Source organism: Streptomyces sp. DSM 118878 (assembly GCF_052936595.1).
In genome coordinates this window covers 6,594,125-6,620,950 of the sequence record NZ_CP193622.1, presented here as the reverse complement: position 1 = coordinate 6,620,950, position 26,826 = coordinate 6,594,125, and the positions used below count along the sequence as shown (strand labels likewise).

General features: G+C 70.9%; 25 protein-coding genes. 14 read left to right on the top strand and 11 right to left on the bottom strand.

The window, feature by feature from the left end; genetic code table 11:
• Nucleotides 1-77: 77 nt before the first annotated feature.
• From ptlF to penM, 4 genes are all read right to left on the bottom strand, one after another.
• Nucleotides 78-917 carry a 1-deoxy-11-beta-hydroxypentalenate dehydrogenase gene (gene ptlF / locus ACRAKF_RS29360; RefSeq protein WP_447040550.1) on the bottom strand — a complete coding sequence of 280 codons (840 nt, stop codon included), beginning with the start codon at nucleotides 915-917 and terminating at the stop codon, nucleotides 78-80.
• A gap of 99 nt (nucleotides 918-1,016) precedes the next feature.
• Nucleotides 1,017-2,471, bottom strand: coding sequence for an MFS transporter (locus tag ACRAKF_RS29355; protein WP_447040549.1), 1,455 nt, complete (start codon nucleotides 2,469-2,471; stop codon nucleotides 1,017-1,019).
• A gap of 58 nt (nucleotides 2,472-2,529) precedes the next feature.
• Nucleotides 2,530-3,381: a 1-deoxypentalenic acid 11-beta-hydroxylase gene (ptlH, locus tag ACRAKF_RS29350; RefSeq protein WP_447040548.1), complete on the bottom strand. Its 852-nt coding sequence runs from the start codon at nucleotides 3,379-3,381 to the stop codon at nucleotides 2,530-2,532.
• Between the two features lie 97 nt (nucleotides 3,382-3,478).
• Complete coding sequence (gene penM, locus ACRAKF_RS29345; protein ID WP_447040547.1) at nucleotides 3,479-4,675, bottom strand: pentalenolactone synthase; 1,197 nt, start codon at nucleotides 4,673-4,675, stop codon at nucleotides 3,479-3,481.
• A gap of 377 nt (nucleotides 4,676-5,052) precedes the next feature.
• On the opposite strand from penM, the gene ACRAKF_RS29340 reads away from it, so the two are divergent.
• Nucleotides 5,053-5,514, top strand: coding sequence for a MarR family winged helix-turn-helix transcriptional regulator (locus tag ACRAKF_RS29340; protein ID WP_447040546.1), 462 nt, complete (start codon nucleotides 5,053-5,055; stop codon nucleotides 5,512-5,514).
• A gap of 73 nt (nucleotides 5,515-5,587) precedes the next feature.
• Here the strand turns inward: ACRAKF_RS29340 and gap are convergent, their stop codons facing one another.
• Nucleotides 5,588-6,592, bottom strand: coding sequence for a type I glyceraldehyde-3-phosphate dehydrogenase (gene gap / locus ACRAKF_RS29335; protein ID WP_447040545.1), 1,005 nt, complete (start codon nucleotides 6,590-6,592; stop codon nucleotides 5,588-5,590).
• 187 nt (nucleotides 6,593-6,779) lie between these two features.
• Here gap and ACRAKF_RS29330 point away from each other — a divergent pair, with 187 nt between their 5' ends.
• Nucleotides 6,780-7,244: a MarR family winged helix-turn-helix transcriptional regulator gene (locus ACRAKF_RS29330; RefSeq protein WP_447040544.1), complete on the top strand. Its 465-nt coding sequence runs from the start codon at nucleotides 6,780-6,782 to the stop codon at nucleotides 7,242-7,244.
• Here ACRAKF_RS29330 and ACRAKF_RS29325 read toward each other — a convergent pair.
• Genes ACRAKF_RS29325 through ACRAKF_RS29315 form a run of 3 tightly spaced genes read right to left on the bottom strand, consistent with a single transcriptional unit; the run spans nucleotide 7,229 to nucleotide 9,752 of the window.
• Nucleotides 7,229-8,071 (bottom strand): ABC transporter permease, encoded by an 843-nt coding sequence (locus ACRAKF_RS29325; protein ID WP_447040543.1) that lies wholly within the window; start codon nucleotides 8,069-8,071, stop codon nucleotides 7,229-7,231. The two genes, ACRAKF_RS29330 and ACRAKF_RS29325, sit on opposite strands and share 16 nt — an antisense overlap.
• On the bottom strand, nucleotides 8,068-8,874 hold the full coding sequence (locus ACRAKF_RS29320; protein WP_447040542.1) for an ABC transporter ATP-binding protein: 807 nt from the start codon (nucleotides 8,872-8,874) through the stop codon (nucleotides 8,068-8,070). Before ACRAKF_RS29320 ends, ACRAKF_RS29325 begins: the two co-directional genes overlap by 4 nt.
• The gene (locus ACRAKF_RS29315) at nucleotides 8,874-9,752 is read right to left on the bottom strand and encodes a DUF4097 family beta strand repeat-containing protein (protein WP_447040541.1); all 879 of its coding nucleotides are present in this window, start codon (nucleotides 9,750-9,752) and stop codon (nucleotides 8,874-8,876) included. Before ACRAKF_RS29315 ends, ACRAKF_RS29320 begins: the two co-directional genes overlap by 1 nt.
• A gap of 157 nt (nucleotides 9,753-9,909) precedes the next feature.
• On the opposite strand from ACRAKF_RS29315, the gene ACRAKF_RS29310 reads away from it, so the two are divergent.
• A complete protein-coding gene (locus ACRAKF_RS29310) occupies nucleotides 9,910-10,488 on the top strand; it encodes a hypothetical protein (protein ID WP_447040540.1) in 579 nt (192 codons plus the stop codon).
• A gap of 46 nt (nucleotides 10,489-10,534) precedes the next feature.
• Here the strand turns inward: ACRAKF_RS29310 and ACRAKF_RS29305 are convergent, their stop codons facing one another.
• Entirely contained in the window at nucleotides 10,535-11,704 is a 1,170-nt protein-coding gene (locus tag ACRAKF_RS29305) for a spore photoproduct lyase family protein (protein ID WP_447042232.1), read from the bottom strand.
• Between the two features lie 150 nt (nucleotides 11,705-11,854).
• Nucleotides 11,855-12,637, bottom strand: coding sequence for an ANTAR domain-containing protein (locus ACRAKF_RS29300; protein WP_447040539.1), 783 nt, complete (start codon nucleotides 12,635-12,637; stop codon nucleotides 11,855-11,857).
• A 320-nt stretch (nucleotides 12,638-12,957) separates the two neighbouring features.
• Between ACRAKF_RS29300 and ACRAKF_RS29295 the strand changes: the two genes are divergently transcribed.
• From ACRAKF_RS29295 to ACRAKF_RS29285, 3 genes are read left to right on the top strand one after another with little or no spacing between them, the layout of a single operon-like run.
• Entirely contained in the window at nucleotides 12,958-13,701 is a 744-nt protein-coding gene (locus ACRAKF_RS29295; protein ID WP_447040538.1) for an ANTAR domain-containing protein, read from the top strand.
• Nucleotides 13,698-14,426 carry a GAF and ANTAR domain-containing protein gene (locus ACRAKF_RS29290; protein ID WP_447040537.1) on the top strand — a complete coding sequence of 243 codons (729 nt, stop codon included), beginning with the start codon at nucleotides 13,698-13,700 and terminating at the stop codon, nucleotides 14,424-14,426. Before ACRAKF_RS29295 ends, ACRAKF_RS29290 begins: the two co-directional genes overlap by 4 nt.
• A gap of 24 nt (nucleotides 14,427-14,450) precedes the next feature.
• The gene (locus ACRAKF_RS29285) at nucleotides 14,451-15,143 is read left to right on the top strand and encodes a GAF and ANTAR domain-containing protein (RefSeq protein ID WP_447040536.1); all 693 of its coding nucleotides are present in this window, start codon (nucleotides 14,451-14,453) and stop codon (nucleotides 15,141-15,143) included.
• A gap of 10 nt (nucleotides 15,144-15,153) precedes the next feature.
• Here ACRAKF_RS29285 and ACRAKF_RS29280 read toward each other — a convergent pair whose 3' ends face one another.
• Nucleotides 15,154-16,335, bottom strand: coding sequence for an epoxide hydrolase family protein (locus ACRAKF_RS29280; RefSeq protein ID WP_447040535.1), 1,182 nt, complete (start codon nucleotides 16,333-16,335; stop codon nucleotides 15,154-15,156).
• Between the two features lie 83 nt (nucleotides 16,336-16,418).
• Between ACRAKF_RS29280 and ACRAKF_RS29275 the strand changes: the two genes are divergently transcribed.
• The 8 genes from ACRAKF_RS29275 (at nucleotide 16,419) to asnB (ending at nucleotide 26,817) form a co-directional block, all read left to right on the top strand.
• A complete protein-coding gene (locus tag ACRAKF_RS29275; RefSeq protein WP_447040534.1) occupies nucleotides 16,419-16,994 on the top strand; it encodes a CGNR zinc finger domain-containing protein in 576 nt (191 codons plus the stop codon).
• 122 nt (nucleotides 16,995-17,116) lie between these two features.
• Nucleotides 17,117-17,272 carry a hypothetical protein gene (locus ACRAKF_RS29270; protein WP_447040533.1) on the top strand — a complete coding sequence of 52 codons (156 nt, stop codon included), beginning with the start codon at nucleotides 17,117-17,119 and terminating at the stop codon, nucleotides 17,270-17,272.
• 530 nt (nucleotides 17,273-17,802) lie between these two features.
• The gene (locus tag ACRAKF_RS29265) at nucleotides 17,803-19,281 is read left to right on the top strand and encodes a sugar transferase (protein ID WP_447040532.1); all 1,479 of its coding nucleotides are present in this window, start codon (nucleotides 17,803-17,805) and stop codon (nucleotides 19,279-19,281) included.
• A 70-nt stretch (nucleotides 19,282-19,351) separates the two neighbouring features.
• Nucleotides 19,352-20,668 (top strand): nucleotide sugar dehydrogenase, encoded by a 1,317-nt coding sequence (locus ACRAKF_RS29260; RefSeq protein WP_447040531.1) that lies wholly within the window; start codon nucleotides 19,352-19,354, stop codon nucleotides 20,666-20,668.
• Complete coding sequence (locus ACRAKF_RS29255; RefSeq protein WP_447040530.1) at nucleotides 20,658-21,923, top strand: glycosyltransferase family 4 protein; 1,266 nt, start codon at nucleotides 20,658-20,660, stop codon at nucleotides 21,921-21,923. The genes ACRAKF_RS29260 and ACRAKF_RS29255 overlap by 11 nt, the downstream gene beginning before the upstream one ends.
• The gene (locus tag ACRAKF_RS29250; RefSeq protein WP_447040529.1) at nucleotides 21,920-23,326 is read left to right on the top strand and encodes a Wzz/FepE/Etk N-terminal domain-containing protein; all 1,407 of its coding nucleotides are present in this window, start codon (nucleotides 21,920-21,922) and stop codon (nucleotides 23,324-23,326) included. The genes ACRAKF_RS29255 and ACRAKF_RS29250 overlap by 4 nt, the downstream gene beginning before the upstream one ends.
• The gene (locus ACRAKF_RS29245; protein WP_447040528.1) at nucleotides 23,323-24,885 is read left to right on the top strand and encodes a Wzz/FepE/Etk N-terminal domain-containing protein; all 1,563 of its coding nucleotides are present in this window, start codon (nucleotides 23,323-23,325) and stop codon (nucleotides 24,883-24,885) included. Before ACRAKF_RS29250 ends, ACRAKF_RS29245 begins: the two co-directional genes overlap by 4 nt.
• Nucleotides 24,886-24,888: 3 nt before the next feature.
• Entirely contained in the window at nucleotides 24,889-26,817 is a 1,929-nt protein-coding gene (gene asnB, locus ACRAKF_RS29240) for an asparagine synthase (glutamine-hydrolyzing) (protein WP_447040527.1), read from the top strand.
• Nucleotides 26,818-26,826: the final 9 nt, after the last annotated feature.

Below are 26,826 nucleotides of genomic sequence, written 5' to 3'. Positions count from 1 at the left end.
CCACGTGGGCTTTTCGGCAACGCCGCGAGCGTGCGTGCCAGGCGTCGCACGCCCGGCCGGGGGTATGACACAGGCTCTCAGTGCTTCGTCGCTACGGTCGTCGCTACGGTCGTCGCCTTCGGCGCGGGCCACAGCTCCTCCTCGGGGGAAGGGGGCGAAAGGGGGACATGACGCCATACATCGTTGAACTGTTCGCGCAACCGCGGCGGGGCGTCGGAGTTACTGAAGAGGTAGAAGCGGTCGGAGCCGAGGGCCTCCCACACGATCTCGGCGACGTCCTCGGCGCTCACCGAGGTGTCGCCGCCCGCACCGCGAGGAGCCGTAAGACCCTGGACCATGGGGGTGTCGACCCGTCCGGGGCACAGCACCGACACCCGGACGCCGGTGCCCTCCAGGTCGGCGCGCAGGCTGCGGGCGACCGCGAGGTCGGCGTGCTTGGAGGCGGCGTAGGCGGCGCTGCCCGCGCCGACGACGAAGGCGGACATCGAGGCGGTGTGGATCAGATGGGCGGGCCTGCCGCGCGCCAGGAGCCGCGGCACGAAGGCCCGGGCCACCAGGACGTGCGCCCAGTGGTTCACCTCGAAGACCTGCCGCATCCGCTCCAGCGGCACCTCCCACAGGGGCTGCCCCACGGGGCCGAGGACCCCGGCGTTGTTGCACACCACGTCGACGTCGCCGAGCAGGTCGAACGCCGTGTCCGCGAGCCGTTCGACGGCGTCCGGGTCGGTCAGGTCGGCGGTCACCGCGGTGACCCGGGCGCCCTGGGCGGTGAGTTCGGCGGCCCCGCGGCGCAGTGCGTCGCCTTCGATGTCCGCCATGATCACGCCGGCGCCGGCCCGGGCGAGGCGGGCGCTGAGGGCGAGGCCGATGCCGCTGGCCGCGCCGGTCACCACGGCTGCCCTTGTCGGTAAGTGCACTTGGCTGTCTCCGCTTCTGCGCACGGGTACGCCGAAGGACGGCGCGCCGTTGCCCACGAGAAGGACTGGATCAGATCGCGCCGTTCACGGGCGCGGGTGTCACCTGGGGTCGGGGAGCTTCAGGCTGATCATGAGAACGGTCACCGAGCAACATGCCAGGAGCGCGAGAACGGACACGGCCGCCGACACCGTCGACTGCCAGTCGGCCAGGGAGAGGTAGACGGTTCCGCCGACGGTCGCGCCGAGCGCGGTCGCCATCTGCTGGCTGGTGACCAGCACACCGCTGCCCATGCCGGCCTGCGCCGGGGGTACGTCGGCGAGGATCATCCGGAACAGCGTCGGTCCCGTCAGCGCCGCGCCCACGCCGTAGAGGCCGATCCCGACGAGCACGAGCACCAGTGAGGGGTGCGGCCAGCCGAGGCCGATCACCAGCGCGAGCAGCAGCAGGCCACCGCCCTGGACGAGGGCGCCCAGGGTGACGATCCGGGCGCCCAGGGCCGCCGCGATCCTCGGGGTGAACAGCGTCACCACGAAGAACGCCGCGGCGAACGGCGTCAGCACTCCGCCGGATTCGAGCCCGTCGAGGCCGAAGTGCCCCTGCGCGAGAAGCGCGTAGACGAACAGGAAGGCGCCGAAGCCGGCCGAGAACGGCACCATCGCCGCGAGCCCTCTGCGCATCCCCGGATGGGACAGCACCGACGGGGACAGCAGCGGTGAGCCGCCGCGCGCCTCAAGACCGCGTTCGGCCCGTGCCAGCGCCACCGCCCCCACCGCGGCGACCACGAGCAGCGACCACAGCCACGGCGGCCAGCCCAGTTCGGGGCCTGCCACGACCAGGGCCAGGACGCTGACCATGGTGACGCCGAACAGCGCGGTGCCCTTCGGGTCGAAGGACGGCTTCGTGTCGGCCCGGGTCGCGGGGACGCGCCGGACCGCCAGCAGCGCGGCCACGCCGATCGGCACGTTGATCGCGAAGACCGCCCGCCAGCCGATCCCCGCGATGTCCAGGGAGACGAGGAGGCCGCCCACGATCTGCCCGATGACCATGCCGAGGGCCGCGGTAGCGCCGTACATGCCGATCGCACGGGCGCGCGCCTGGCCCTCGGTGGCCGCCTGGATCGTCGCGAGCACCTGCGGTACGAGCATCGCGGCGGCGGCGCCTTGCAGCAGCCGCGCCGTGACGAGGAACTCGATGGTCGGGGCGAGTCCGCACAGCGCCGAGGTGAGGGTGAACGCGGCGAGCCCGTAGGCGTACAGGCGCCGTCTGCCGAAGGCGTCGCCGAGGCGGCCGCCGAGCACCAGGCCGAGGGCGTAGGTGAGGCCGTAGCCGGACACGACCAGTTCCAGTGCGGCGGGGCCGCCGTGGAGGTCGTCACTGATCGGGTTCAGTGCCACGTTGACGATGGAGGCGTCCACGATGGACAGGGCGTATCCGGTGAGCACCACCACGAAGGCGATGCCGCTGAGCCCCGCGGCGGCCGGTTTCGGGCCGGCCGAGGGCTCCTGTGCCGCGTTGGGTCCCTGCAAGGAGGGGAGACCCTCGCGTTTCGTCATGCGTTGCCTACCCGGGCGTTGGTGGGGGACGGTTGCGGCGGATGCGGGGGTGACGAGGTCATTCGATGGTGGTGGGGGTTCCGGTGATCTTCGACAGGATGCCCTTGGAGGGGTCCCTCGCGGACTCCGGCCAAGGGGTCAGGGCGTTGAACCCGCGGTGCGAGGAGGCGGGTTGGACGCGGGTGTCCATGGACATCCGCATGGCGGGCGGGTCCACCGAGACGTTCGGGAGGGACTTGTGGCACATGAAGGCGTGGAAGATGATCACGTCGCCCGGTTCCATGGGCGAGAACAGCAGCTGCTCGTCCGCGCCGAACTCCTGGGCCGGGATACCGCGTACGGGGTGGCCGAAGCGGCGGAAGTTCTCGGTGACGACGTGCTCGCGCGGGCCCTTCTTGTGGCTGCCGTCGGCGACGGCGACGCCGCCTGTGCCGAGGGTCGTCGGCAGGAGCGGTATCCAGGCGGTCCGGAAGTCCTTGTTCGGGCCTATGTAGAAGCCGTCCTGGTGCAGCGGCGTCAGGAAGCTGGGCTCCGCGGAGCCCGCGGCGGAGGGGTAGTAGCGGATCGTCGTCGACTTGAAGACGAAGACGGGCTCGCCGAAGACCTTCTCCCAGACCTTCAGGGTCGAGGGGTGGTTCCACAGGTCGTCGTACTTGACGTGGTCGTGCATCGCGACCTCGTCGACCGCCTCGAAGGACTCGATGCCGAGGGTGTCGAGCGTGGTGCCGGGGGCGGCATGGCCGAGCGCGATCAGGCCGTGGAGCATCTGCTCGGCGGCGGTCCGCACGAGTTCGCGGTCCAGGGCGCCGCGCAGGTAGACGTAGCCGTGCTCGTCGTAGAACCGGTCGAGGGCCGCACGGTCGTCGATGAGAGGCGTGCAGTCGACGTAGTCGCTGAAAGTGTCCGTCATGGTTCCTTGTCCTCGTGATGTCCGCGCGGGGGGAAAGGAGCGTGCTCGGTACGGAGGTTCCTGCTCGGGGCGGATCGGTGGCCGGGGCGTGCGCCGCTCAGAACGTCACGGGGATGTCGTCGAACCCGCCGGTGATGCGGTGTTCCTGCCAGTGCAGTGACTCCTCGGGCACCGCGAGCCGCAGGTCGGGCAGTCTGCGGAACAGCCGCTCGAACACCGCCGTCAGCTCGATGCGGGCCAGCGTGCGGCCGATGCAGTGGCGGGCGCCGTGCCCGAACGCGAGGTGGGACTTGGGTCTGTCCCGGGTCAGGTCCAGTACGTCGGGGTCGGGGTAGGCCCGGCCGTCGATGTTGGCCGCGCCGATGGCCAGCTTCACCGCGTCCCCGGCCCGGATCACCGTGTCGCCGACGGTGATGTCGCCGTGCGCGTAGCGGGGTATCAGCGCGTTGGACCCCTTGCCGCCGACACTCAGGCGCAGGATCTCCTCGACCGCCGCCGGGGCGAGGCCGGGGTTCTCGACGAGCTGCGCGCGCTGGACCGGGTTGCGCAGCAGCAGCAGGGTGCCCAGGTCGATGCGGACGATGGTGGTCTCGTAGCCGAACAGCAGGACGGCGGCGCCCAGTTGGACGATCTCCTCGTCGGACAGCGCCCCGTCCTTGGCGGCGATCAGCTCGGAGAGGATGTCGTCGCCCGGCTCGGTCCGCTTGCGGGCCACCAGTTCCATCATGTAGTCGACGACCTTTTTGAAGGTGTTCGCCGCGTGCTGGTCGTCGCTGTTGTCGAACGTGCCTCTCGCCCACTGCCCGAACCGCTCCCGGTCCTCCAGCGGCACACCGAGCAGGTCGCAGACCACCATGGTCGGCAACGGGAACGACAGCGCGCGGTGCAGGTCGACCGGCGGAGCACCGCCGGCCAACTGGTCGAGCAGCTCGTCCACATGGTGCTCGATGCGGGTCTGCATCTGCCGCATCCGGCGCGTGGAGAAGAGGGGCACGAGCAGGGCGCGCATCTGCGCGTGTCTGGCGGGCTCGGTCTCGCAGTCGTCCCCGGCCATCAGCGCGACCATGAAGCCCCTGGCCGCACTGTGGGCCGACTGCTGCGGGTCGGGGTTGCTGAGGCGGAGGCGGGGGTCGGCGAGCAGCGTCCTGACCTCGTCGTAGCGGGTGACGAGCCAGGCGTCCTCACCGGCGGTACGCACCCTGGTGATCGGCCCCTCCCGCTGGAGTGCGCGCATCTGGGGTGCGATGCCCATGATGGACGGGTTGTCGAACGGTAACCTCGGAATTTCCTTCACGTGGCCAGGCTCATTTCCCCGAGGGTGTGGGCATTCTGCTGAAAGCACCCCGGATCGACAGCGGCGGGAATTCTGCGTCAGTGTCTGCTTTTTGCCGCGATGAGAGCGATACGGCTTTGGCGGCGCCGCGTTATGGGGAAGTCGCGCTGCCGAGGTCGGTGCTCCGTGCGGCCGCCGCGCGACAGATGCTGCGGCCGATCCGCCCGAATCCCTTGGTGCCGATACGCGTAGGCATAGATGCGTTCCTCGCTCTGCGCTACTGACGTGGACCGACGCGCCATTGCGCCATGGAGGTCCGGTGCGGCCCGCGTACCGCCGCGAGGCGCCGACCACCAATGCATCAACGAGACTATATAAGTGTGCGCTATTTTTCTAGGGTGACCACTTCGCAGACCAACAGCCCGCGGGACCACTTGGACGTGGGCGCCCTGATCACGGCGATCGAGAACTTCAACCGCTTCTACATTCGCCTGCCGGCGCTCCAGACGCTGTCGTTCACGACCCTGTCGGTCCTTGACACCCTGACCTCCCGCGGCCCGACACGGCTCACCAAACTCGCCAAGACCGAGCAGATCAGCCAGCCGGGACTCACCCAGTTGGTCACGCGCCTCGAACAGGACGGGCTCGTGGAACGCCGTCCCGACCCGACGGACGGACGCGCCGTCCTCGTCCACATCACCGAGGCCGGCCGGCAGGTCGGCACGTCGCGCCTGGAGGACCGGATCCGTCGTCTGCTCCCGCTCGTCGCCCAGTTGACACCCGAGGACCAGCAGGCGATCACCGCGGCGCTCCCCGCCCTCTCCCGCCTCGCGGAACTCGGCAACCAGGACCGGCCGTGACGGCCCGGCTCGATGCCCCGCGGCAGCGACGCGTCGAGCCGGGACCGTGCACGACCCGGGTCCGCGAGAGGCTCTAGAGCGAGCCGCCGACCTTCAGGGCGAGGTCGATGAGGCGGTTGGAGTAGCCCCACTCGTTGTCGTACCAGCCGACGACCTTGACCTGCGGGCCCATCACCCGGGTGAGCCCGGCGTCGTAGACGCAGGAGGCCGGGTCCGTGACGATGTCGGAGCTGACGATGGGCGCCTCGGTGTAGGAGAGCAGTCCCTTGTACGCGCCTTCGGCGGCCTTCGCGTACGCCTCGTTGATCTCCTCGACGGTGGTACGGCGGCTCGTGGTGACCGTCAGGTCGGTGACCGAACCGGTCGGCACGGGGACCCGCAGCGCGAACGCGTCGAGGCGGCCCTTGAGTTCGGGCAGGACGAGGCCGATGGCCTTGGCGGCCCCACTGGACGTCGGCACCACGTTGACGGCGGCCGAGCGCGCGCGACGCAGGTCCTTGTGGGGGGCGTCCTGGAGGTTCTGGTCCTGCGTATAGGCGTGGACCGTGGTCATCATCCCGTACTCGATGCCGACCGAGTCGTGCAGCACCTTGGCCAGCACGCCCAGGCAGTTGGTGGTGCAGGAGGCGTTGGAGATGATCGTGTGGCGCTGAGGGTCATAGATGTCGTCGTTGACACCCAGGACGATCGTGACGTCCTCGTCGCTCGCGGGGGCGGCGATGATCACCTTCTTGGCGCCGCCGTCGATGTGCGCGCGGGCCTTCTCGGCCTTGGTGAAGATGCCCGTGGACTCGATGACGACGTCCACCCCCAGGTCGCCCCAGGGCAGTTGGGCCGGGTCGCGCTCGGCGAGGACCTTGACCTTGCGGTCACCCACCCGGATCGCGTCGGGCTCGGCGGTGACCTCTTCGGGGAAACGGCCGAGGACCGAGTCGTAGGTCAGGAGATGGGCCATGGTCGGAACGTCGCCCAAGTCGTTGACCGCGACGATCTCCAGGTCCGCGTTCCTGGCGGCGACCGCCCGGAAGACGTTCCTCCCGATGCGGCCGAATCCGTTGATACCTACACGAACAGTCATGCGTTCCTCTCACAACGGTGATGACACGGGCTCTGAGAGCTCGACGGTCGGAGAGGGCGGCCCCATGGCGCGTCACGCCGTGGCGACCACCCGAAACACCATAAGCAACTTGTGTAAGTTATCAATACATCGCCACTCCGCAAGCTATAGGCTCCCCCGGGTGCGTGCCTCCGGAACCCATCTGAATGTGACTCAGTTCATCGCCGCCGTCGAGGACTTCAACCGCTTCTACATCCGGCTGCCACGTCGGGGTAACCACGCCTTCAGCTCGCTGTCGGTGCTCGACGCCCTCGCCCGCGACGGCAGCCCGAAACGGCTGGCCGAGCTGATCGTGAGCGAGCAGCTCAGCCGGCCGGGACTCACCCAGATCGTCCGACGACTGGAACGCGACGGCCTCGTGGAACGCGCCGGCGACCCGTGCGACGGCCGCGCCGTCCTCGTACGCATCACCGAGAAGGGCCGCGGCGTCGGCGAATCGCGGAGCCGGGAACGGGCTGAGCAGCTCACGCCGCTCATCGCGCTGCTCACCCCCGAGGAGCGCGGCGCGCTCGCCGACGCGCTGCCCGCCCTGCGGCGCCTCGCACTGCTGGGGCGGGACGCCGCGGAGGCCGCGGCCGGCCGACCCGCGGGGACCGGTCAGCCGACCCGCTGAAGAGCCTTCTCCCGGCGCTCGGCCATGGTCGACCCGGATTCACGCCGGGCCATGCGCCGCAGTACGACGGGGGCGAGAACGAGACCGATGACCGCCCATCCGGTCAGAGCGCCGACGGTCTCCAGGTGCCGCCAGGAGTCACCGATCTCGACGGTGACGGCGCCCTCCGGGAGCAGGGCCGAGCGCATGCCGAGGCCGAGCCAGTAGACGGGGAAGACCTGGGCGATCCACTGCGCCCACTCCGGCATGGAGGTGACCGGGTAGAAGATCCCGGAGATTCCGATCATGGCGAGGATCGGCAGGGTGAGCAGCCCCTGGCTGCGGGCGCTGCTGAACACCGACCCCAGCACCGCCCCGATCGGCAGGGTGGCGACCAGGCCGAGAACCAGCACCCAGCCCAGCGTGAGCCAGGAACCCAGGCTGCCGATCGTGAGGCCGGGGACGAGGAAGAGCCCGGGTACGAGGAAGATCGCCAGGTCGACGACGACACCGCCCGCCACCGAGATGATCTTGCCGATGAGGTAGGCCGGCATCCCGTGCGGCGTCGCCTTGGCCCGCAGGAGCGTCCCGTCCTCCCGCTCGGCGGTGAGGAGTTGGCTCATGGACACCATGGCCATCGCGGCGTTCATGCCGAGGATGCCGGGCAGCACCAGGGTGCCCAGCTCGAAGCCGCTGCCGCCGAAGGACACGTCCCGCAGGAAGAACGTCACGGCCAGCATCAGCACGGGCCAGAAGAAGTGGTTGAACAGGTCCGAGGCGTTGGTGAACGACTGGCGCAGTTCGATCACGCCGCGGGACCAGCCCGCCCGCAGTGCCGTCTCGTTCATCGGGTCGCCTCCCCCGGCCCGCTCACGGGTCGCACCAGCGAGAGGTAGGTGTCCTCAAGCGTGGCCTCGCGGACTTCGAGATCCGTGGCGCCCTCGCCGGCGATCCGCTCGGCGAGCTCCCGCGCCGTACCGTCGGCGATGATCCGCCCGCCGTCGAGGATCATGATGCGGTCCGCGAGCTGCTGGGCCTCGTGCAGATCGTGGGTGGTGAGCACGATCGTGGTGTCCTGCTCGCCGGCGAGGCGGTCGACGAGGTCGTGGAAGTCGCGCCGGGCCACGGGGTCGAGGCCGGCGGTGGGTTCGTCGAGGAAGAGCAGTTCGGGACGGCCCACGATCCCGACCGCGACGTCCAGCCTCCGGCGCTGGCCGCCGGAGAGCATGCGGACCTTCTTGTCGGCCTGCGCCGTCAGCCCGACGGCGGCGATGAGCGCGTCCGGGTCCCATGGCCGCTCGATCCGCGCGGTGGAGTAGCGGGCGTAGTACATGCCGAGGTGGGCGAGGAGTTCACGCACCCGCCACCTGCCGTGATCGCGCCACGACTGGAGCACCACGCCGACCCGCGCCCGCCAGTGCTCGTCGCCGTGCGCCGGATCGGTGCCCAGCACCTCGACCCGGCCGGCCGACCGCATGCGGAAGCCCTCCAGGATCTCCAGCGTGGTGGTCTTCCCCGCCCCGTTCGGTCCGAGCAGGCACACCACCTCGCCGAGGCGCACCCGCAGGTTCACGTCCTTGAGGACCTCGGTCGCGCCGTAGCGCATGCGCAGGCCTTCGACGTCCAGTACGACCTTCTCGCGCGCCGTCATCACCGCTCCCCCGTCCGTACGGGGCTGGAGCGGCGGATGATGATGTCGCCGCCGTGGGTGCGGACGCGCACCGTGGCGATCTCGTCGGTCTTCGAGGGTCCGCCGGTGGCCCTCAGCGAGTTGTGGACCGTGCCGGTCACCGTGCTCACGTCGAGTTTCGCCGCGGTGCCTTCCCTGATGCCGATCTCGATCTCGGCGGACGCGGCCGTCACCACGACCCGGCCGCGGCTGATCTCACCGATGCGGATGCCGCCGTGGGCGGTCTTGGCCTCGACGCCCGCATGCGCCCGTTCGACGTGGAAGTCACCGTTCATGCCGATCAGACGGATGTTCCCGGTGACGTCGCCGATCCTGGCCTCGCCCTGATCGTTGCCGATCAGAGCCGCTCCGTCGATCGCGTCGACGCGTACACCACCCGAGCCGTTGACGACCTTGGCGTCTCCGGCCACCCGGGCCACACCGATCTCGCCGCGTGACGTGGTCAGCCGGAGCGGTCCCGTCTCCTGTAGCCGGATGTCGCCGTACGCGGCCTCGAACCGGCACTCGCCGAGGCGGCCCTCACCGCGCAGCGTCACCGAGGAAGCGCTCCCCCGCAGAGGGGAGCCCTCGGGAAGCTCGATGGCCACGTCCACGGAGCCGGCGCGACGCGACGGGGTGCCGAGCCGTTGGAGCATCTGCGTCGGGGCCCTGACGTGCAACCTGTCCTGGGCGAAGTCGATCCGCACCTGTTCCGCGGCCTTCACGTCGGCCGGGTCGGAACGGTCGGTGGGGCGGACCTCGACCACCGTGTCGGTCCGTCCGCTCGCCGTGACGGTGATGGCACCCGTGAAGATCTCGATCCTGGCGGTGATCGGTACGGGAGTGTCGAAAGTGGGCATGCCGGCCTTCCTTGGTGAGCCGATTGCGTACGTACGTCATCAGTTTCGTAGCGCCATACTGGCGCAAGTATGGCGCCAAGTACAGATACACCTCGCGTGAGTGACGCCATTGTGGCGCCAATTTGCTCCTCGTGTCGCGTCAGCGTGAGGATGAGCCATGGAACTCATGCGGTACGTCGACAATTTGCGGCAGGAGCTGACCACCGCGGCGGAGGCGGGGGACCCGCAGACACGCGAGGTCGCCGAACGCCTCGTCGCGCCGTTGTCCTCCGCCATCCGGCTGGTACTCCTCGACGCCTTGTCGACCGCCGCGGACGAGATCACCCGCGAACTGGCCCCCGGCTCCGTCGAGGTGCGGCTGCGCGGCCTCGACCCCGGCTTCGTCGTCACACGGCCGCCGTCCGAAACCGCCGCCCTCGACGTCGAGGACGGCTTCGCACCGGCCTCCGGCGGCGCCGCGCTGCCGGCTCCGCCGGAGCCGCCTGCCGCGCCGCCGGCCGACCTCGGCGCCAAGGACGGCGTCACGTCCCGCATCAACTTCCGGCCCCCCGAGCAGCTCAAGACCCGGATCGAGGAGGCCGCCGCCCGCGAGGGGCTGTCGGTCAACGCCTGGCTGGTCAGAGCGGTCTCGGCCACGCTGACCTCGCAGCAGCCCTCCCAGTCCTCCCCGTCCCCCCACCACGCGGGCCCGAGCGCGCCGCAGGGTGGTCGCAGCTACACGGGCTGGGTGCACTGAACCTCGCGTGACGAGGACGGAGACGGCTCTGAAACCGTCCGTCTCCTCAGAACGCGTACCTGACCCGCAGCCACGGCGCTCGCTCGGCGAGCAGCTCGCGCAGGCGCGCCAGTGAGCGCTGCTTGACGTCGATGGCGTACCGGACGTTGAGCGCCCCGTTCTGCGACCGCTTCGTCTCCTGGATGTCCGGCTGCCACAGCAGCTCCTCGGCGCGGGGGTGCCAGCCCAGGTTGACCTCGTGCAGACCCTGGTTGTGGGTGAGCATGATGATCTCGGCCGCCGCCTGTTCCTTCACCCGGGCGGGCAGGACGTCGTCGAGGTGGTCGAGGAGATCGGCCCAGTCCCGCTCCCAGCCCGGCCGCAGCACGACCGGCGAGAGGTTGAAGTGGACCTCGTACCCGGCGTCGAGGAAGTCGGCGGCGGCGGCGATCCGCTCGGGGACCGGGCTGGTGCGGACGTCCAGGAGCTTCGCGTCGTCGGGCGGCATGACGGAGAAGCGGATACGGGTCCGCCGCCGCGGGTCAAGCGCGAGCAGGTCGAGGTTGACGAACTTGGTCGCGAAGGACGCCTTGGCCGTCGGCATGGAGCGGAACGCGGCGATGAAGTCCGCGGTGTTGTCGCAGACCAGGTCGTCGACCGAGCAGTCACCGTTCTCGCCGAAGTCGTAGACCCACGCCCGCGGGTCGCACTGGTTGGGCGTGGTCTTGGGCCCCTGGGCCCGCACGTGGCGCCGCACATGGGCGAGGATCGCCTCGATGTTGGTGAACAGCGTGATGGGGTTGGCGAAACCCTTGCGGCGCGGGACGTAGCAGTAGGCGCAGGACATCGCGCACCCGTTGGAGGTGCCCGGGGCGATCCAGTCGGCGGACCTGCCGTTGACGCGGGTGGTGAGTCCCTTTTTCACCCCGAGGACGAGGGTCTGCGTCTTGATGCGGACCCACCGCCCGATGTTGCCGTCGTTGCCGTGCAGGGACGGGATGCGCCAGTGCCCCTCGACCTCGGTCACCCGCACGCCCGGCAGCCGGGCCATGATCTGCCGGCCGCGCGGGGAGTCGAGGGCGGCGGGCTCCGCGTAGACCTCCCGTACGTCCAGCATCCGCCGCGCCTGCGGGCTGTCCCGGAACGTCCGGTGCGGAGCCGTCTCCGGCGCGGTCTCCTCCCACCCGAAGAGCGCCTGCTGCTCGGGCCCGTCCCTGCCTGGGCGTTCCTCGGGCATCGCCGTCATGGCGGTTGCTCCTCTCCTCACGGCACACTTCCGGCCGGTGCCCGGCGCCTCTGCCGGCCATCACAGCACCGCGCGCCCCGGACGGCGACCGCGACACGTACTCCGTCGGGTTCCACGGCGTCGGGTTCCACGGCGTCGCGGTCAGGTCCGCGGGGGGCCCGGAGAGGGCGGGCCCGAAGAGGCCGGGCCCGGCGGCCCTGGCAGCTCCCGCTTCTCGTGGACGACGGCATGGGCGAGCGAGGGCAGGTCCGTGCCGAGCCTGCGGGTGTGGGCGCGGAGCAGTGCCAGGGCCTCCCCCGTCGAGACGGCGTGCCGGTAGCTGAGCACGCCGATGGCCTGGTGCACGACCGCGGGGCCGGGTACGAGCCAGGCGTCGTCGGGGTCCTCCCCGCTCGGCACGGTGGACGGCGTGGGCGACCACGCGGCGGGAGAGACGAGCAGCAGGTCGGCGGCGGCCGCGTGGTCCCGGGCGGTTTCGAGGTCCCCGTCGGACGCCGGGCCTGGGCGGTCCCTGTAGAGCGTGAGCACGAGGTCGGTCGGCCGGGCGGACACGGAGCCGTCCTGCCCGGGCAGGGCGTAGAGCGCGCGGATGCCGTGCTCCCTGGCCCGCAGGGCGAAGAGCGGCCACTGACGTGTCGCGTCCGCGACGTCGACGTCGTCGACCACGACCGGCGCGTGCCGGCTCAGGGCCTGGACGCAGGGCCCCTCCCCGAGGCTAATCTGCAGCGATTCCCCCGGCCCCGCCAGGAGGCCCGTGGCGGACAGCGACACCCGGTCCGCGTACGCGGACCGGGCCGCCAGCGTCAGTCCCACCGAGTACTCGCCGTGCAGTGCCGTTCGGCACGCCTCGCTGATGAGACGGGCCGGGTGGGCCCGGCCGGCATACCGGGCAGCGATCACCGCCGCTCCCGGGCGGGCGGTCATGACGGGCGAACCGATGCTGATACGGGCGGGGCGACAGCCCGTGCGTGCGCGGCCATGGCGGCCTTCCGATCTCCGGGTCCCACCGCCGACGCCGCCCCGGGCGGAAACTGCTGCGAGGGGCTCTCGGCGGTCGGTGCCACCTGGCGAAGCGTGGCCCTTCAGTCTACGCCGCATGCGGTCCCACAGGCGTGGGGACGTGTCCGCCGGGCACCGCTTCCCCGAAGTCGGACGGCGGGGGCTGTCTAGACTGGTCGTGACACGAAACTGGTTCCCGCGCCGCAGGGCGACCTCTCCGAAGCGGCTGGGTTGGAGGTGCGAAGATGCCGACCGACGATGACCTTGCCGTCGTCCTGGGGAGCCTGCGACCCGCCCCGGGCGACACGAACCTGCTCGGCGCCGATCCCCGTATGTGCGCCCAGGTCCTGGGGGTGGACGGGCTCGCCGTGTCGGTGACGACCGACGGCGGCCCGAGCGAACTGGTGTGGTGTTCCGGTGACGTCAGCGCCCGGCTGGAGGATCTCCAGTTCACCCTGGGCCAGGGGCCGGGCCCGGACGCGGCCGCCTCCTGCGCGCCGGTCTTCGCACCGTACGTGCCGCGCCTGCCGGCCGACCGGTGGCCGGGCCTGCTGCCCGAGATGACGGCACTCGGCATCGGCGCGGTCTTCGGTTTCCCGCTGCACGTCGGCTCCGCCTGCCTGGGCTCCCTGACCTTGCAGTGCGCGGCCCCCGGCCCGCTGCCGGACGCCAGGATGACCGACGCCTGGATCGTGGCGGGCGCCCTGACCGCGGCCCTCCTGGGGGGCGGCCGGGCACAGGACGCCTTCGCCGCGGCGGAGAACGGATCGGACTTCTACCGGGCCGCCGTCCACCAGGCGACGGGCATGATCAGCGTGCAGGTCGGGGTGCCCCTCGCTCAGGCGCTTCTGTTCCTGAGAGCCCATGCCTTCCGCCACGGACGCTCGGTGGTCGACGTCGCCGACGACGTGGTGGCCAGACGACTGCGCTTTAGAGATGATGAGGCCGGGCCGGGAACGGTTGCCGGTGAAGGGACTGACGGGCCATGACGCGCGAGGAAAACCTGTTGGCGGCCATGCTTGACGCCGTGGACACGCTGGTCGACGACTTCGATCTGATCGATTTCCTGCACCAGCTCTGCGAGCGGTGCGACGAACTCCTCGACGTGTCCGCCGTGGGCATCTTGCTCACCGATCCCCACGGCGGCCTCCAGCTGATCGCGGCGTCCAACGAACACACCCGGCTGCTCGAACTCTTCGCGATCCAGGCCGACGAAGGGCCGTGCGTGGAGACCCAGCGCAGCGGTGCCGCCCAGTTGAACATCGCCCTCGCCTCGCCGGCGCAGACCGCCCGGTTCCCGCGCTTCGCCGAGCAGGCCCTGGCGGCGGGCTTCGCCACGACCCACGCCCTGCCCATGCGCCTGCGTCAGCAGAACGTGGGCGCGCTGAACCTCTTCGACACCCGGGCGCAGAGGCTCAGCGAGTCCGACGCGCGGGTGGCACAGGCGCTCGCCGATGTGGCGACCATCGCCATCCTGCAACAGCGCTCCATCGTGCACAGCAACGTCGAGCGGGCCCAGTTGCGGGCCGCCCTGTCCAGCCGGATCGTCATCGAGCAGACCAAGGGCGTCCTCACCGAGCGATGGCAGACCACCCCTGACGAGGCGTTCGGCGCGCTGCGCCGGTACGCGCGCGCCCATCGCCTCTCGCTGACCGTGCTGTGCCGGCAGATCCTCGACGGCAGCCTCGACACCTCCGCCATCCAGCGGCCCTGACCACGCACTCCGCAGGGAAGGCCAGTGAACGACGACCACTACACCAGGGCATGGCAGAACGTCAGTGACTCCGCCGCCACCGGCGGCCCGACGCTCGTGACCGCCTGCCGGGCCTGCGCCGAAGACCTGGACGTCGACTTCGCCGGTGTCACCCTGGTCATCGCCGGAGAGCTGCGGCTGATGGCCTGCGCCACCGACGAGCGCGCCCGCAGCGCGGAGGACGCCCAGCTGGTGGCCGGAGAGGGGCCGTGCACCGAGGCGTACACGAAGCGTGGCGTCGTCGAAGTGCCCGACCTGAACGACGCGGCCGACCGGTGGCCCACCTACGCTCCCATCGTCCTCGAACAGGGAGGCCGCTGCGTGCTGGCCCTGCCCCTGTCCATCGGCGACGTTCCGATCGGCGCCGCGGACTTCTACCGTTGCGAGCCCCGCCCCTTCACACAGGCGCAGAGGACCCGGGCCGCGGCCTACGCGCGCATCCTCGCCCTCCTCGCGCTGGACGAGCACCCGCATGTGCTCATCGCCCGTTCACAGCCCACGACGAGCGGGCCGCAGGGCTATCCGCCGGTGGTCCACATGGCCGCCGGCGTCGTCGCCGCGAAGTACGGCCTCACTCCTGACGACGCCCTCGCCCGGCTGCGGGCCCACGCCTTCGCCAACGACCAGACGCTACAGCGCACGGCCCAGACCGTCATAGACGACCACCACCTCGACTAGCCCCTGCCGTTCACCCGCCCTGGGCCACACGGCCGGCGGCCAGCACCGCCGCGAGGCCTTCTCGGAGGTCCTTGACGAAGTACTCGGGCACCTCCAGCGACGGGAAATGCCCCCCGGCATCGGGCGACCTCCACCGGACGATCTGCCGGTACCGCTCCTGGGCCCAGCCGCGCGGGCACTTCTCGATGTCGCGGGGATACATGGTGATCGCGGAGGGGACGTCGACCCGGAGCCCGGGGTCGAGCGAATTGTGGCTCTCGTAGTAGATGCGGGCTGCCGACGCGCCGGTCCGCGTCAGCCAGTACAGGGTGACGTCGTCGAGGACCCTGTCCCTGGAAATCGTCTCGAAAGGACTGTCGTCGGTGTCCGACCACTCGGCGAACTTGTCGAGAATCCAGGCGAGGAGCCCGACCGGTGAGTCGACGAGCGAGTATCCGATGGTCTGCGGCCGGGTCGCCTGCTGCTTCGCGTACGCCGCGCGGTGGCGCCAGAAGCGGCGGGTTTCCTCCGTCCATGCACGCTCGGCCGCCGTCAGCCCGTCCGTCGTCAGCCCGGGCGGTGCCTCCGCGAACGTGGTGTGGATGCCGAGAACGTGCTCCGGGAACCTGCCGCCGAGGACCGTGGTGATATTGCCTCCCCAGTCACCGCCGTGGGCCAGGAACTCGCTGTAGCCGAGCCTTCCCATCAGTTCCACCCAGGCGGCCGCGATCTTCTCGGTTCCCCACCCGGTGGTGGCCGGCTTGTCGCTGTGACCAAAGCCTGGCAGCGACGGGGCCACGACGTGGAACGCCGGCGCGTCCGCTTCCTTCGGATCCGCCAGCTCGTCGATCACGTCGATGAACTCGGCGACGCTGCCGGGCCAGCCGTGCGTCACGATCAGCGGAGTTGCGTCCGCGCGCGCGGATCGCCGGTGCAGGAAGTGGATTCCCAGACCGTCGATGGTCGTGCGGAACTGCCCCATCCGGTCAAGGCGCGCTTCGAACGACCGCCAGTCGTACCCGGTGCGCCAGTAGTCCACGAGATCCACGAGGTCGGCAAGAGGAACTCCCTGCCCCCATCGGCCGGGGCCGGGCGCGGCGCGATGGACCGTCTCGGCTTCCGGCAGCCGCGCCGCGGCCAACCGCGCGCGCAGATCGTCGAGGTCGGCGTCGGGTGCGCGGGATTCACATGCTTGTACGTCGCTGGTCGACATGAGACCTCCTGGCCATCGGGCGAACCGGCTATGACGGTTCTAGCAGCCCTCAGCGTAGGCCTGCAACCGGCTAAGGTGGTTCCATGCGTGCTCAGTTCCCTGACTTCCGTCTCGGCAAGGTGCTGGCGACCAGCTTCACGGCGACCCTGACGGAGCGTCGCGGCGACGCCGTGGAACGCATTCCCACACCGGGCCGACTCGTCGACTGGCTGACGGTGAGTGGCCTCGCCGTGGAGTCCTGCACCACCGCCCAGCTCGAACGCGCTCGGGAGCTGAGGGAGTCGATTCACGCCGCCGCGACAGCGGCCGCGCGCGAAGACCCCCTCCCCGCGTCCGCTGTGCAGATCATCAATGACCGCAGCGTTCAGGGTCGGGCCGCGGCCGTCCTGACGCCCGAGGGAAACCGGCAATGGCGGCTCGGTTCGAATTCCTCCGTGGAGGATGCCCTGGGCGTTGTCGCCGCCGACGCGATCAGCGTCATCTCGGGCGAACGGGAGGGAAGGCTGGCCTTGTGCGCATCGCCGACCTGCCAGGCGGCCTTTTTCGACACCAGCCGGAGTCGCACCCGCAAATGGTGCGACATGAACACGTGCGGGAATCGCCAGAAGAAGGCGCGTTTCCATGCCGGCAAGCACGAGAGCCACCGATCAGCAAATTAGCGCATGGATGGCCGATCGCAGGGCACACGGATGTGGCACGACCCAATCAGCGCCGCCGGGAACTGTGGGCCCACCGAAGCCGGCGGCCCACGCACCGGTAAGACTTGACGATCGGAGCCGTAATGATTGTTCTTGGCGCCATCCTGCTCATCATCGGCCTGCTGGCAGGTATCTCACTGCTGACGACCATCGGCGGGGTACTCGTCGTGGTCGGCGCGGTGCTGTGGATCCTCGGCGCGACCGGGCGCGCTGTCGGCGGGCGCAAACACTATTTCTAGACACTTTCGGCCAGTCCCGTAACGCGCGACCGGGTGCGTCCTCATTGATGGGGGCGCACCCGGTCGCGGGTTGACATGGTGGCGGCACGGTGGCGGCACGGTGCACGCGATGATCACTGATCATTCAGGCCAGCCCCAAAGCTTGAGCACAAATTCCACACATCCCCTCTCCATACCCGGGCCCCATGGTCTAGATTGACCGTGCTTCAGCTGTTCGGGCACGAGGCGACCAATTAATGATCTTTAGGCCCGACGCTGCGGACAGCCGGCACCGCGTCGTCGCGCCACCGCGTTTTCGCACGCCAGGGCGTTTCCGCTGCCGCCGGAACGGGTCGTACGACCAACGAGTAGCGCCGCAATAGCCGGAATGGCATGTGCGGAGGGTGGGGGCCCTCCGCGGGGAAGAACAGCGCGGCACGGGGGGACTCGGTCCCCCGGGGGGAGCACCAGTGCGGGGGGCGGGGGCGCCTCCCGGGGGGAGGGGCAGTGTTAGGCGTACACGTCGAACCACTGGGGACCTGGGGGGTTCTGTGCGGCAGGGGGGATTAGTCAGCCCGTTTCCGCCGGCGCGCGGGCGCCTGGCGAACGGGACGATCAGCCGACCCACGAGCGACTGGGAACAGCGATATCGCCGTACCGTGATCACCAGCGATACGGTGACCACCGCCTTGGTCGTGGGGTCCATCGGCAGTTTCTTCGGGGCCCGGGACGCGGCCAACTGGCACGAGAAATGGGGAATTCTCGCATTCGGCACCGAGCTTCTCGTACTGGGAGCGCTCGCGATGAGCCGGGCGTGGGCTCCGGCCGTACTCGGTCAGGGCGCCGAGGAATTCCGCCGACTGGGACGCTCGGTGTTCACGGCGGCCGTCGTACTGGCGCTCGGCGGAATCGCCCTCACCTCGCGCAACATCAAATTATGGATCTTCGTCGCGATTCCCGCGATCGGTCTTCTCACCATGACCGCGCGGTATTGCCTGCGCCTGTGGCTGCACAAACAGCGTAAGGAAGGGCAGTGCCTGAGACCGGTGCTCGCCGCCGGGAGCCTGGCCACCGTGCAGGACCTGATCAGCCGGGCCCGCAAGCTCCCGCACCTGGGCTGGCGCGTGGACGCGGTGTGCACGACGGACGGTCTCGGGTCCGACGGTGACCAACTCGACGGAGTGCCGGTCGTCGGCCGGCTGTCGGACGTCGCGGGCCACGTCCAACGCGACGGCTACCGTGTCGTCGCGATCACACCGGACCCGCACTGGTCACCGGACGGGTTGCAGCGGCTGGCCTGGAACCTCGAAGGCAGCGACGCCGAGATGGTCGTGGCCCCCGTACTGATGGAGGTGGCGGGGCCGCGGCTGCACGTCGACGCGGTGCTCGGGATTCCGCTGCTGCGGGTCAGCATGCCGACCTTCACCGGGGGCCGCCGTGCGATAAAAGGGGTCGTCGACCGGCTGGGCGCGGCGATCCTGCTGCTGCTGTTCGCGCCGCTGATGGTGCTCGTCGGGCTGCTCGTGCTGGCGGACAGCCGCGGTGGCGTGTTGTACCGCCAGCGCAGGGTCGGCAAGAACGGCCGCGAGTTCACCATCTTCAAGTTCCGCACCATGGTCACCGGGGCCGACGGGGCCCGTGCCGAGCTGGCCGGCCTCAACGAAGGCGCCGGCCTGCTGTTCAAGCTCCGCCGGGACCCGCGGGTGACCCGGGTGGGAGCCGTGCTGCGCCGGTACTCGATCGACGAGCTCCCGCAGCTCTTCAACGTACTCACCGGGTCGATGTCGCTCGTCGGCCCGCGGCCTCCGCTGCCGGAGGAGTCCGCCGCGTACGGCCCGGACATCCGGCGGCGGCTGCTCGTCAAGCCCGGCCTCACCGGCCTGTGGCAGATCAGCGGGCGCAGCGACCTGCCGTGGGAGGAGGCGGTCCGCCTCGACCTGCGGTACGTGGAGGACTGGTCGCTCGCCCTGGACACAGTGATCTTGTGGAAGACGCTGCGTGCCGTGGTCTACGGGCAGGGGGCCTACTGATGGGCGGGGACCGGCGTCCAGCCGGCGTACGGACCGCGGGCCGAAAGGGCCTGCCTTGGGGGGACGGGTCATGAGGGTCAGCGTTTTCGGGCTGGGTTACGTGGGCTGCGTGTCGGCCGCGTGCCTGGCCGGCATGGGGCACGAGGTCATCGGGGTGGACGTCAACCAGGTGAAGGTCGACCTGGTCAACGACGGCAAGGCCCCGGTGGTGGAGGAGCGGATCGGCGAGCTCATCGACGAGGTCGTGCGGACCGGAGCGTTACGCGCCACCGGCGACGTCCGCGAAGCGATCATGGCCAGCGAGGTGTCGCTGATCTGCGTGGGCACACCGTCGGAGCCCAACGGCAGCCTGTGCACCACGTATCTGGAGCGGGTCACCGAGCAGATCGGCGCCGCGCTGGCCGAGCGGGGCGGGCGGCACACCGTCGTGTTCCGCAGCACCATGCTCCCGGGCACCTGCCTGAACCTGCTGGTGCCGATCCTGGAGAAGTCCGTCGGCGGCACCGCCGGTGTGGACTTCGGGGTCGCGGTCAACCCGGAGTTCCTGCGCGAGGGCACCAGCGTGCGGGACTTCTTCGACCCGCCCAAGACCGTCATCGGTGAACTCGACGCGGCGAGCGGCGACGTGGTGGCGACGCTGTACGACAGCCTGCCCGGCGAGGTGTTCCGGGTGCCGGTGCCGACGGCCGAGGCGATCAAGTACGCGGACAACGCGTTCCACGGCCTCAAGATCGGCTTCGCGAACGAGCTGGGCGCGGTCTGCCAGGCCCTCGGGGTGGACTCGCACCAGGTGATCGACGTCTTCCTGGCCGACCGCAAACTCAACATCAGCCCCGCCTACCTGCGGCCCGGGTTCGCCTTCGGCGGCTCCTGCCTGCCCAAGGACCTGCGCAGCCTGGTCCACGCGGCACAGCGCGCCGACGTCTCGGTGCCCATCCTCGCCCACGTGCTGCCCTCCAACTCCGACCATCTCCAGCGTGCCGTGGAACTGGTCGAGCGCACCGGCAAGCGCCGGGTGGGCCTGTTCGGTCTCTCCTTCAAACCCGGCACCGACGACCTCCGCGAGAGTCCGCTCGTCGAGCTGGCCGAGAGACTCCACGGCAAGGGGTACGACCTGCGGATACACGACGCCAACGTGAGCCTCTCGCGGCTGCTCGGCGCGAACCGCGAGTACATCGAGACCCGGCTGCCGCACCTCGCGCAACTGATGGCGGGCTCCGTCGGCGAGGTGCTCGACCACGCCGAGGTGTGCCTGGTCGGGACCAAGGACCCGGCCGTCCTCTCGGCCCTGCCCCATGGCGAGGGCCCCGTCATCATCGATCTCATCCATCTTCCCGACGCCGCCGCGCGCCGGACCGAACCGGGGTACATAGGCCTTGCTTGGTAACACGACCAGCAGTGACCGGCCGGGCCGGCGCGCGCTGATCCTGGTGGAGAACCTGTCGGTGCCGTTCGACCGGCGGGTGTGGCAGGAGTGCACGACGCTGCGCGACGCGGGCTGGGAGGTGCACGTCATCTGTCCGCAGGGCAGCAAGCGGGACACCGAGCCGGAGGCAGTGATCGACGGGGTGGCCATCCACCGCTACCCGTTGCGCGCGGCAACCGGTGGACCCGCGGGCTACCTGCGGGAGTACGGATCGGCGCTGTGGCACACGGCCCGGCTGGCCCGCAAGGTCGGCCCGGTCCATGTGGTGCACGCCTGCAACCCGCCCGACCTGCTGTTCCTGCCGGCCCGGTGGCTGACGCGGCGCGGCGCGCGGTTCATCTTCGACCAGCACGACCTGGTGCCCGAGCTGTACCTCTCCCGGTTCGACCGCGGCGAGGACCTGCTCTACCGCGGCGTGTGCGCACTGGAACGGCTGACCTACCGGGCCGCGGACATCGTGATCGCCACGAACGAGAGCTACCGGGACGTCGCGGTGCGCCGCGGCGGCAAGCGGCCCGAGGACGTCTTCGTGGTGCGCAGCGCGCCCGCGACCGACCGGTTCCAACCCGTGCCGCCCGAGCCGGAGTTGAAGAACGGCAAGCCTCATCTGCTGTGCTACCTCGGCGTCATGGGCCCGCAGGACGGTGTCGACTACGCCTTGCGGGCGCTCGCGAAGCTCCGCGACGAGCTCGGACGGACCGACTGGCACGCGGTGTTCGTCGGCGGCGGCGACGCCTTCGACGCGATGGTGGAGCTGTCCCGGCAGCTCGGGCTCGGCGACCAGGTGCGGTTCACCGGGCGCATCCCGGACGCCGACCTGGTGCGCTACCTGTCCACCGCGGACGTGTGCCTCTCCCCCGACCCGCGCAATCCGCTCAACGACGTGTCGACCATGAACAAGGTCCTGGAGTACATGGCGATGGGCCGGCCGATCGTCTCGTTCGACCTGAAGGAGGCGCGGGTCTCCGCCGGTGACGCCGCCGTCTACGCGTCCGACGACGACGAGGCCGCGTTCGCCGGGCTCATCGCGCTGCTGCTCGACGATCCGGAGAAGCGGGCCCGCATGGGCAAGATCGGCCAGGAGCGGATCGACGGAAAGCTCTCGTGGCGGAACTCGCAGGCGTCGCTGCTCGCCGCGTACGCCGCCGCCTGCCGTGGCCGCACCGCGGTGTCGGCGCGCGGCCCGGCCGGCGCAGGGAAGAGGCCGCACCGTTGAGCGACGAAACGATACGTCTGGTCACGATCGGGCGAATTCTCCGCAGGCGCCTGCGGCTGCTGGCCGCCCTGGCCGTGGTGGGCGCGCTGGTCGGCTACGGCGTCTCGGTGCTCTTCCCGCCGCGTTACACGGCGTCGGCATCGGTACTGCTGCCTGGTCAGTGGGAGGAGCGCGAGCTGCTGACCCAGGTGGACATCGCGACCAGTTCGTCGGTGGTCGACCGCGCGGCGGCCAAGCTCGCCTGGGCGGGTGTCGGCGGGGCCGAGCTGCGGGAGCAGGTGAGCGCCGAGGCTGCCGACGGGAACATCATCAAGATCTCGGGCACGGCCGGCTCACCGGAGCGCGCGCAGCGGCTCTCCGACCGGATGGCCGGGGAGTTCGTCACGTTCGCCGCGCGCCTCACCGGTGACGGCACCGACCCCGAACCGGCCACGGGGCCCGAGGTGCTGCGGGAGAAGGTCAGGGAGACCAACCGCCGCATCAGCGATCTGGCGAAAGCCGCCGACCCGGGACGGACCGTGGAGAGCGTGCAGGCGCGCACCTCCCTGGAGAAGCTCCGCAGCGCGCTGGAAGAGGCCGTGAAGAAGCTGGACGAGGCCGACCCGGCGGGCGCCAAGGGCGGCATGGTCGTCATGGGCCCGGCGGCCCGGCCGACCGCGGAGGCGCCGCCGACGAGGACGCAGCTCATCGCGGGCGGGGCGCTGCTGTTCTTCGTGCTCACGGTCATCGGCCACCTCACCGCCGCGCGGACGAACCGCCGGCTGTGCACCGAACCGGAGATCGCCGCCGCGCTGGGCTCGGCGGTCATCGGCACCGTCGACGTGCCGGAGGAACGGCGCGCGCACCGGCCCGAGGGCCGTGGCCCCTGGCCCGTGATCCGCCGGTTCCTCGCCCTCGACACCCGGTGGGACATGCCCGCCCCGCGGGCGTCCGGCGACGAGGCCGGCAGGCGTATCCGCTACCGGCGGGTGTGCGCCCGCCTCCGGGACCGGTCGCCGGCCCCCCGGCGGCTCCTCGTCGTCGTACCGGAGGGCGACGAGATCGCCCGCCGGGCCGCCGGGCAGCTCGTCGCCGAGTCCGGGAGCGAGGCTTCCCCGACCTCGTCGAGCAGTTCGAGCAGGGGGTATCCCCTGCTGCGGGTGGTGGAAGTGCCGGTGTCGCAGCCGATGGTGCCGGACCGCGGCACCGAGTCCGGTGCCCTGGTCGTGCTCAGCGCGGGCAACTGGACGGCCGGTGAGCTCGCCGGCATCGCCGAGGCGTGTGCGGACGGCAGGCACGAGGTCGTGGGCGTCGTCGTCGCCGGTCCGGTCCGGGCCCCCGCGACACCGTCCGCCGGCCGGCCTCCGAAGGATGCCACTCCGGCGTTCGCGGTCCCCGGCCACGGGAGGGGAGGTTCAGGGTGACGACACGTACGACCGAGGAGTCGTCGGCAGCCGCTCCGCTGCTGGACCTGCACGCGCTGGTGGTGGCGGTGCGCAGACGCCGCCGCCTCTGGTGCGTCATGGCGCTGCTCGGGATGCTGGCCGGCGTGGCGGTGGCGGTCCTGCTGCCGCCGCCGCCGAGCGCGGTGACCAAGGTGCTGGTCTCCCACGCGGAGGACCAGCCCAACGACACCGGCACGCTGATCCGCACCGACGTCGAGCTGCTGGGGACCACGCGCATCGCCGGCAAGGCCTTGCAGGCCCTCAAGTCCGCCGAGAAGCCGGAGGACTTCATCCAGGACTACCGGGGCACCGGCCTGACCAACAACCTGCTCCGGATCGATGTGACGGGTGACAGCGACGCACAGGCGGTGGCCCGGGCCCAGGCCCTGGCCGACGCGTTCATCGCGGACCATGTGCGGCGGATGCGGGAGACCGCGAAGGCCGAGGCCAAGGCCCTGCTCGACCAGCGTGACCGCATGCGGGAGGAGCTGGCCGAGGTCAACGAGGAGATCGGCGGCCGCTCGCCGGACACCGACCCGGAGGCCTCGGCGAGCACCGAGTCGCTCTTCGCCCGCCGGGCGGAACTCAACTCCCGTATCGCCGACTTCGACCAGCGCGCCGCGGAGGCGCGCACCGGCACGCCCAAGCTGGTCTCCGGCACGCAGATCGTGGACGCGCCGCGCGCGGTGCGGTACTCCCTGCCCAAGACCGCGGCCACCGACGCCGCGATCGGGCTCGCGCTCGGGCTCGCCCTGGGGCTCGCGCTGGCCGCGGTCGGCTCCGTGGTGGCGGACCGGCCCGTGCTGCGCCGGGAGATCGCGGCGAACCTGGGCGCCTCGGTCATCGCGGAGCTGCCCCGCACGCACCGCCTCTCGGCCCGGCTGTGGCAGCTCCGGCGGACCCGGGCGGCACGGGCGAGGCTCACCACCACCCTGGCCCGCACCGTGCGCGGCTCCACGGAACCGGTGTCGCTGCTCGAACTGGGCTGTGCGCGCAGTACGAGCGTGATCGCCCTCGACGCCGCCGCGGCACTGGCGGCGGAGGGGCCGGTGGCCGTCATCGACGGGCTGCCCGGCACGGAGCTCACCGGCAGCCGCCGGATGCCGGACGACGTGAGCGTGGTCGGCGGCGAGCGTGCCGCGTCCATGCCGCGTCAGGTGCGCAGGATCGGCGTCGGTTCGGTCGCGCCCGGCACGGCGTGGACCGACCTCCAGTACCTCGGTGGCCGGACCGTGCTCGTCGTGCGTGCCGGGCACGGCAGCGCCGCATGGCTGCACACCGTGGCACGGCAGCTCGCGGACCAGCGCATCGCGGTGATCGGCGTGGTGCTGATCGACCCCGATCCGCGTGACCACACCGACGGCACGCTGTGGGACGGGCCGCACACCGCGCTGCGCGGCCATCGCGAGCGGCCGGCCCGGCAGAACGATGGGGTTACCTCCCACGCCGTCGAGGCCGTGGGAGAGGGCCAACCGCGGACGGAACGGCCCTTGATGCCGGCCGTACGGGTCCCGGACAGCGACCAGGAGGTGCGGTAGAACATGTGTGGCATCGCAGGCACGTACCGATGGCCGGACGGGAAGGCCGTGACCGACCGGCTGACCGATGTCCTCGCCCATCGCGGCCCGGACGGGGCGGGCCGGTACGGCCACCCGCTGGGCGACGGCGACGTACAACTCGGGCACCGCCGGCTCGCCATCATCGACCTGTCCGAGACCGGCGCCCAGCCGATGGTCTCGGACGGCCTCGCCCTCACGTACAACGGCGAGCTGTACAACGCGCCCGACCTGCGCGCCGAGCTGACGGGCGCCGGGGTGCGCTTCCGCGGCACCTCCGACACCGAGGTGGTACTGGAGGCCTGGCGGCGCTGGGGCACGGACTGTCTGCCGCGGCTGCGCGGCATGTTCGCGTTCGCGGTCTTCGACGAGCGGACCGGTGACCTGGTGCTCGCCCGCGACCAGTTGGGCATCAAGCCGCTGTTCCTGCTCCGGCGCGGCACGGGCCTGATGTTCGCCTCGGAGCTCAAGGCGCTCGCCGCCGTGACCGGCGGGTCGCTGGAGGTGGACCACGGGGCGCTCGTGGCCTCGCTGCTCTACTACTGGGTGCCGGACTCGCGCTGCGCGTTCCGCGAGGCGGAGAAGCTGCCGCCGGGGAGCTGGCTCAGGTGCCGCCCCGACGGCCGGGTCGAGCGCGGCCGGTACTGGAACCTGAAGGACGTCGCCGCCGAGGGCCAGGAGCGGGCCCTCAGCGGCGAGCGGCCGGACCTGGCGGCCATCGTCGAGGAGTCGAACCGGCGGCACCTGCTCTCCGACGTCCCCGTGGCGACCTTCCTCTCCGGCGGTCTCGACTCCAGCTATCTGACCGCGCTCGCGGCCCGCCGGCAGCCCGGGATTTCCGCGTACACGATCGGTTTCCGGCCCGAGGACGCCAAGTTCGAGGCGATGCCGGACGACCTGCGCTACGCCCGGCAGGTGGCCGAGCAGTTCGGCGTCGACCTGCACGAGATCGAGATCGCCCCGAACGTGCTCGACCTGCTGCCGCGGATGACGCACCACCTGGACGAGCCGATCGGTGACCCCGCCGCGATCAACACGTTCCTGATCTGCCAGGCCGCACGGGAGGCCGGGGTCAAGGTGATGCTCTCGGGGATGGGTGCCGACGAGCTGTTCGCCGGGTACCGCAAGCACCTGGCCAACCTCCTCGCGCTGCGCTACCAGCGCGTCCCGCGGCCCCTGCGGCGCGGCCTGTCCAGGGTTGTGGACCGGCTGCCGGTCGCCACGTCCCGCCGGGGGTACCGGTCGGTGCGCTTCGCGAAGCGGTTCCTCTCCTTCGCCGACCTGCCGGAGGAGACCGCGTTCCGGCGCAGCTACACCATGTACGACCGGGAGGAACTGCTCGGCCTGGTCGATCCCGACCTGGCGGGGACGGTCGACGACGTGCTGACCGAGCACACGGACGTCTACGAGGACAACGAACTCGACGACTTCGTCAACCGTATGTGCCTGGGCGACTCCCGGATGTTCCTGCCGGGCCTGAACCTCGCCTACACGGACCGCGCCAGCATGGCCGCGTCGACCGAGGTCCGGGTGCCGTACGTGGACGTCGAGGTGGTCAAGGCGGCGTTCACCGTGCCCGGCGACCGCAAGATCGTGGGGCGGCAGGGCAAGGCCGTCCTGAAGGAGGCGGCAGGGTCGGTCCTGCCACGGGAGATCGTGTACCGGCCCAAGGGCCTGTTCAGCGCACCGCTGCGCGCCTGGATGAGCCGGGATCTGGCACCGCTGGTGCGCGAGGTGGTGAACGACGGCGAGCTCGTCCGTTCCGGGCTGCTGCGCCGTGACGCGCTGGCCCGGATGGTCGCCGAGGACGCCGCGGGGCACCGGGACTTCTCCAAGCATCTGTGGCATGTGCTGACCCTTGAGTACTGGTACCGCGGCGCGACCTCCGGCTCCGGCCGGGGCGAAGCGGCCTGACAGCGCGAG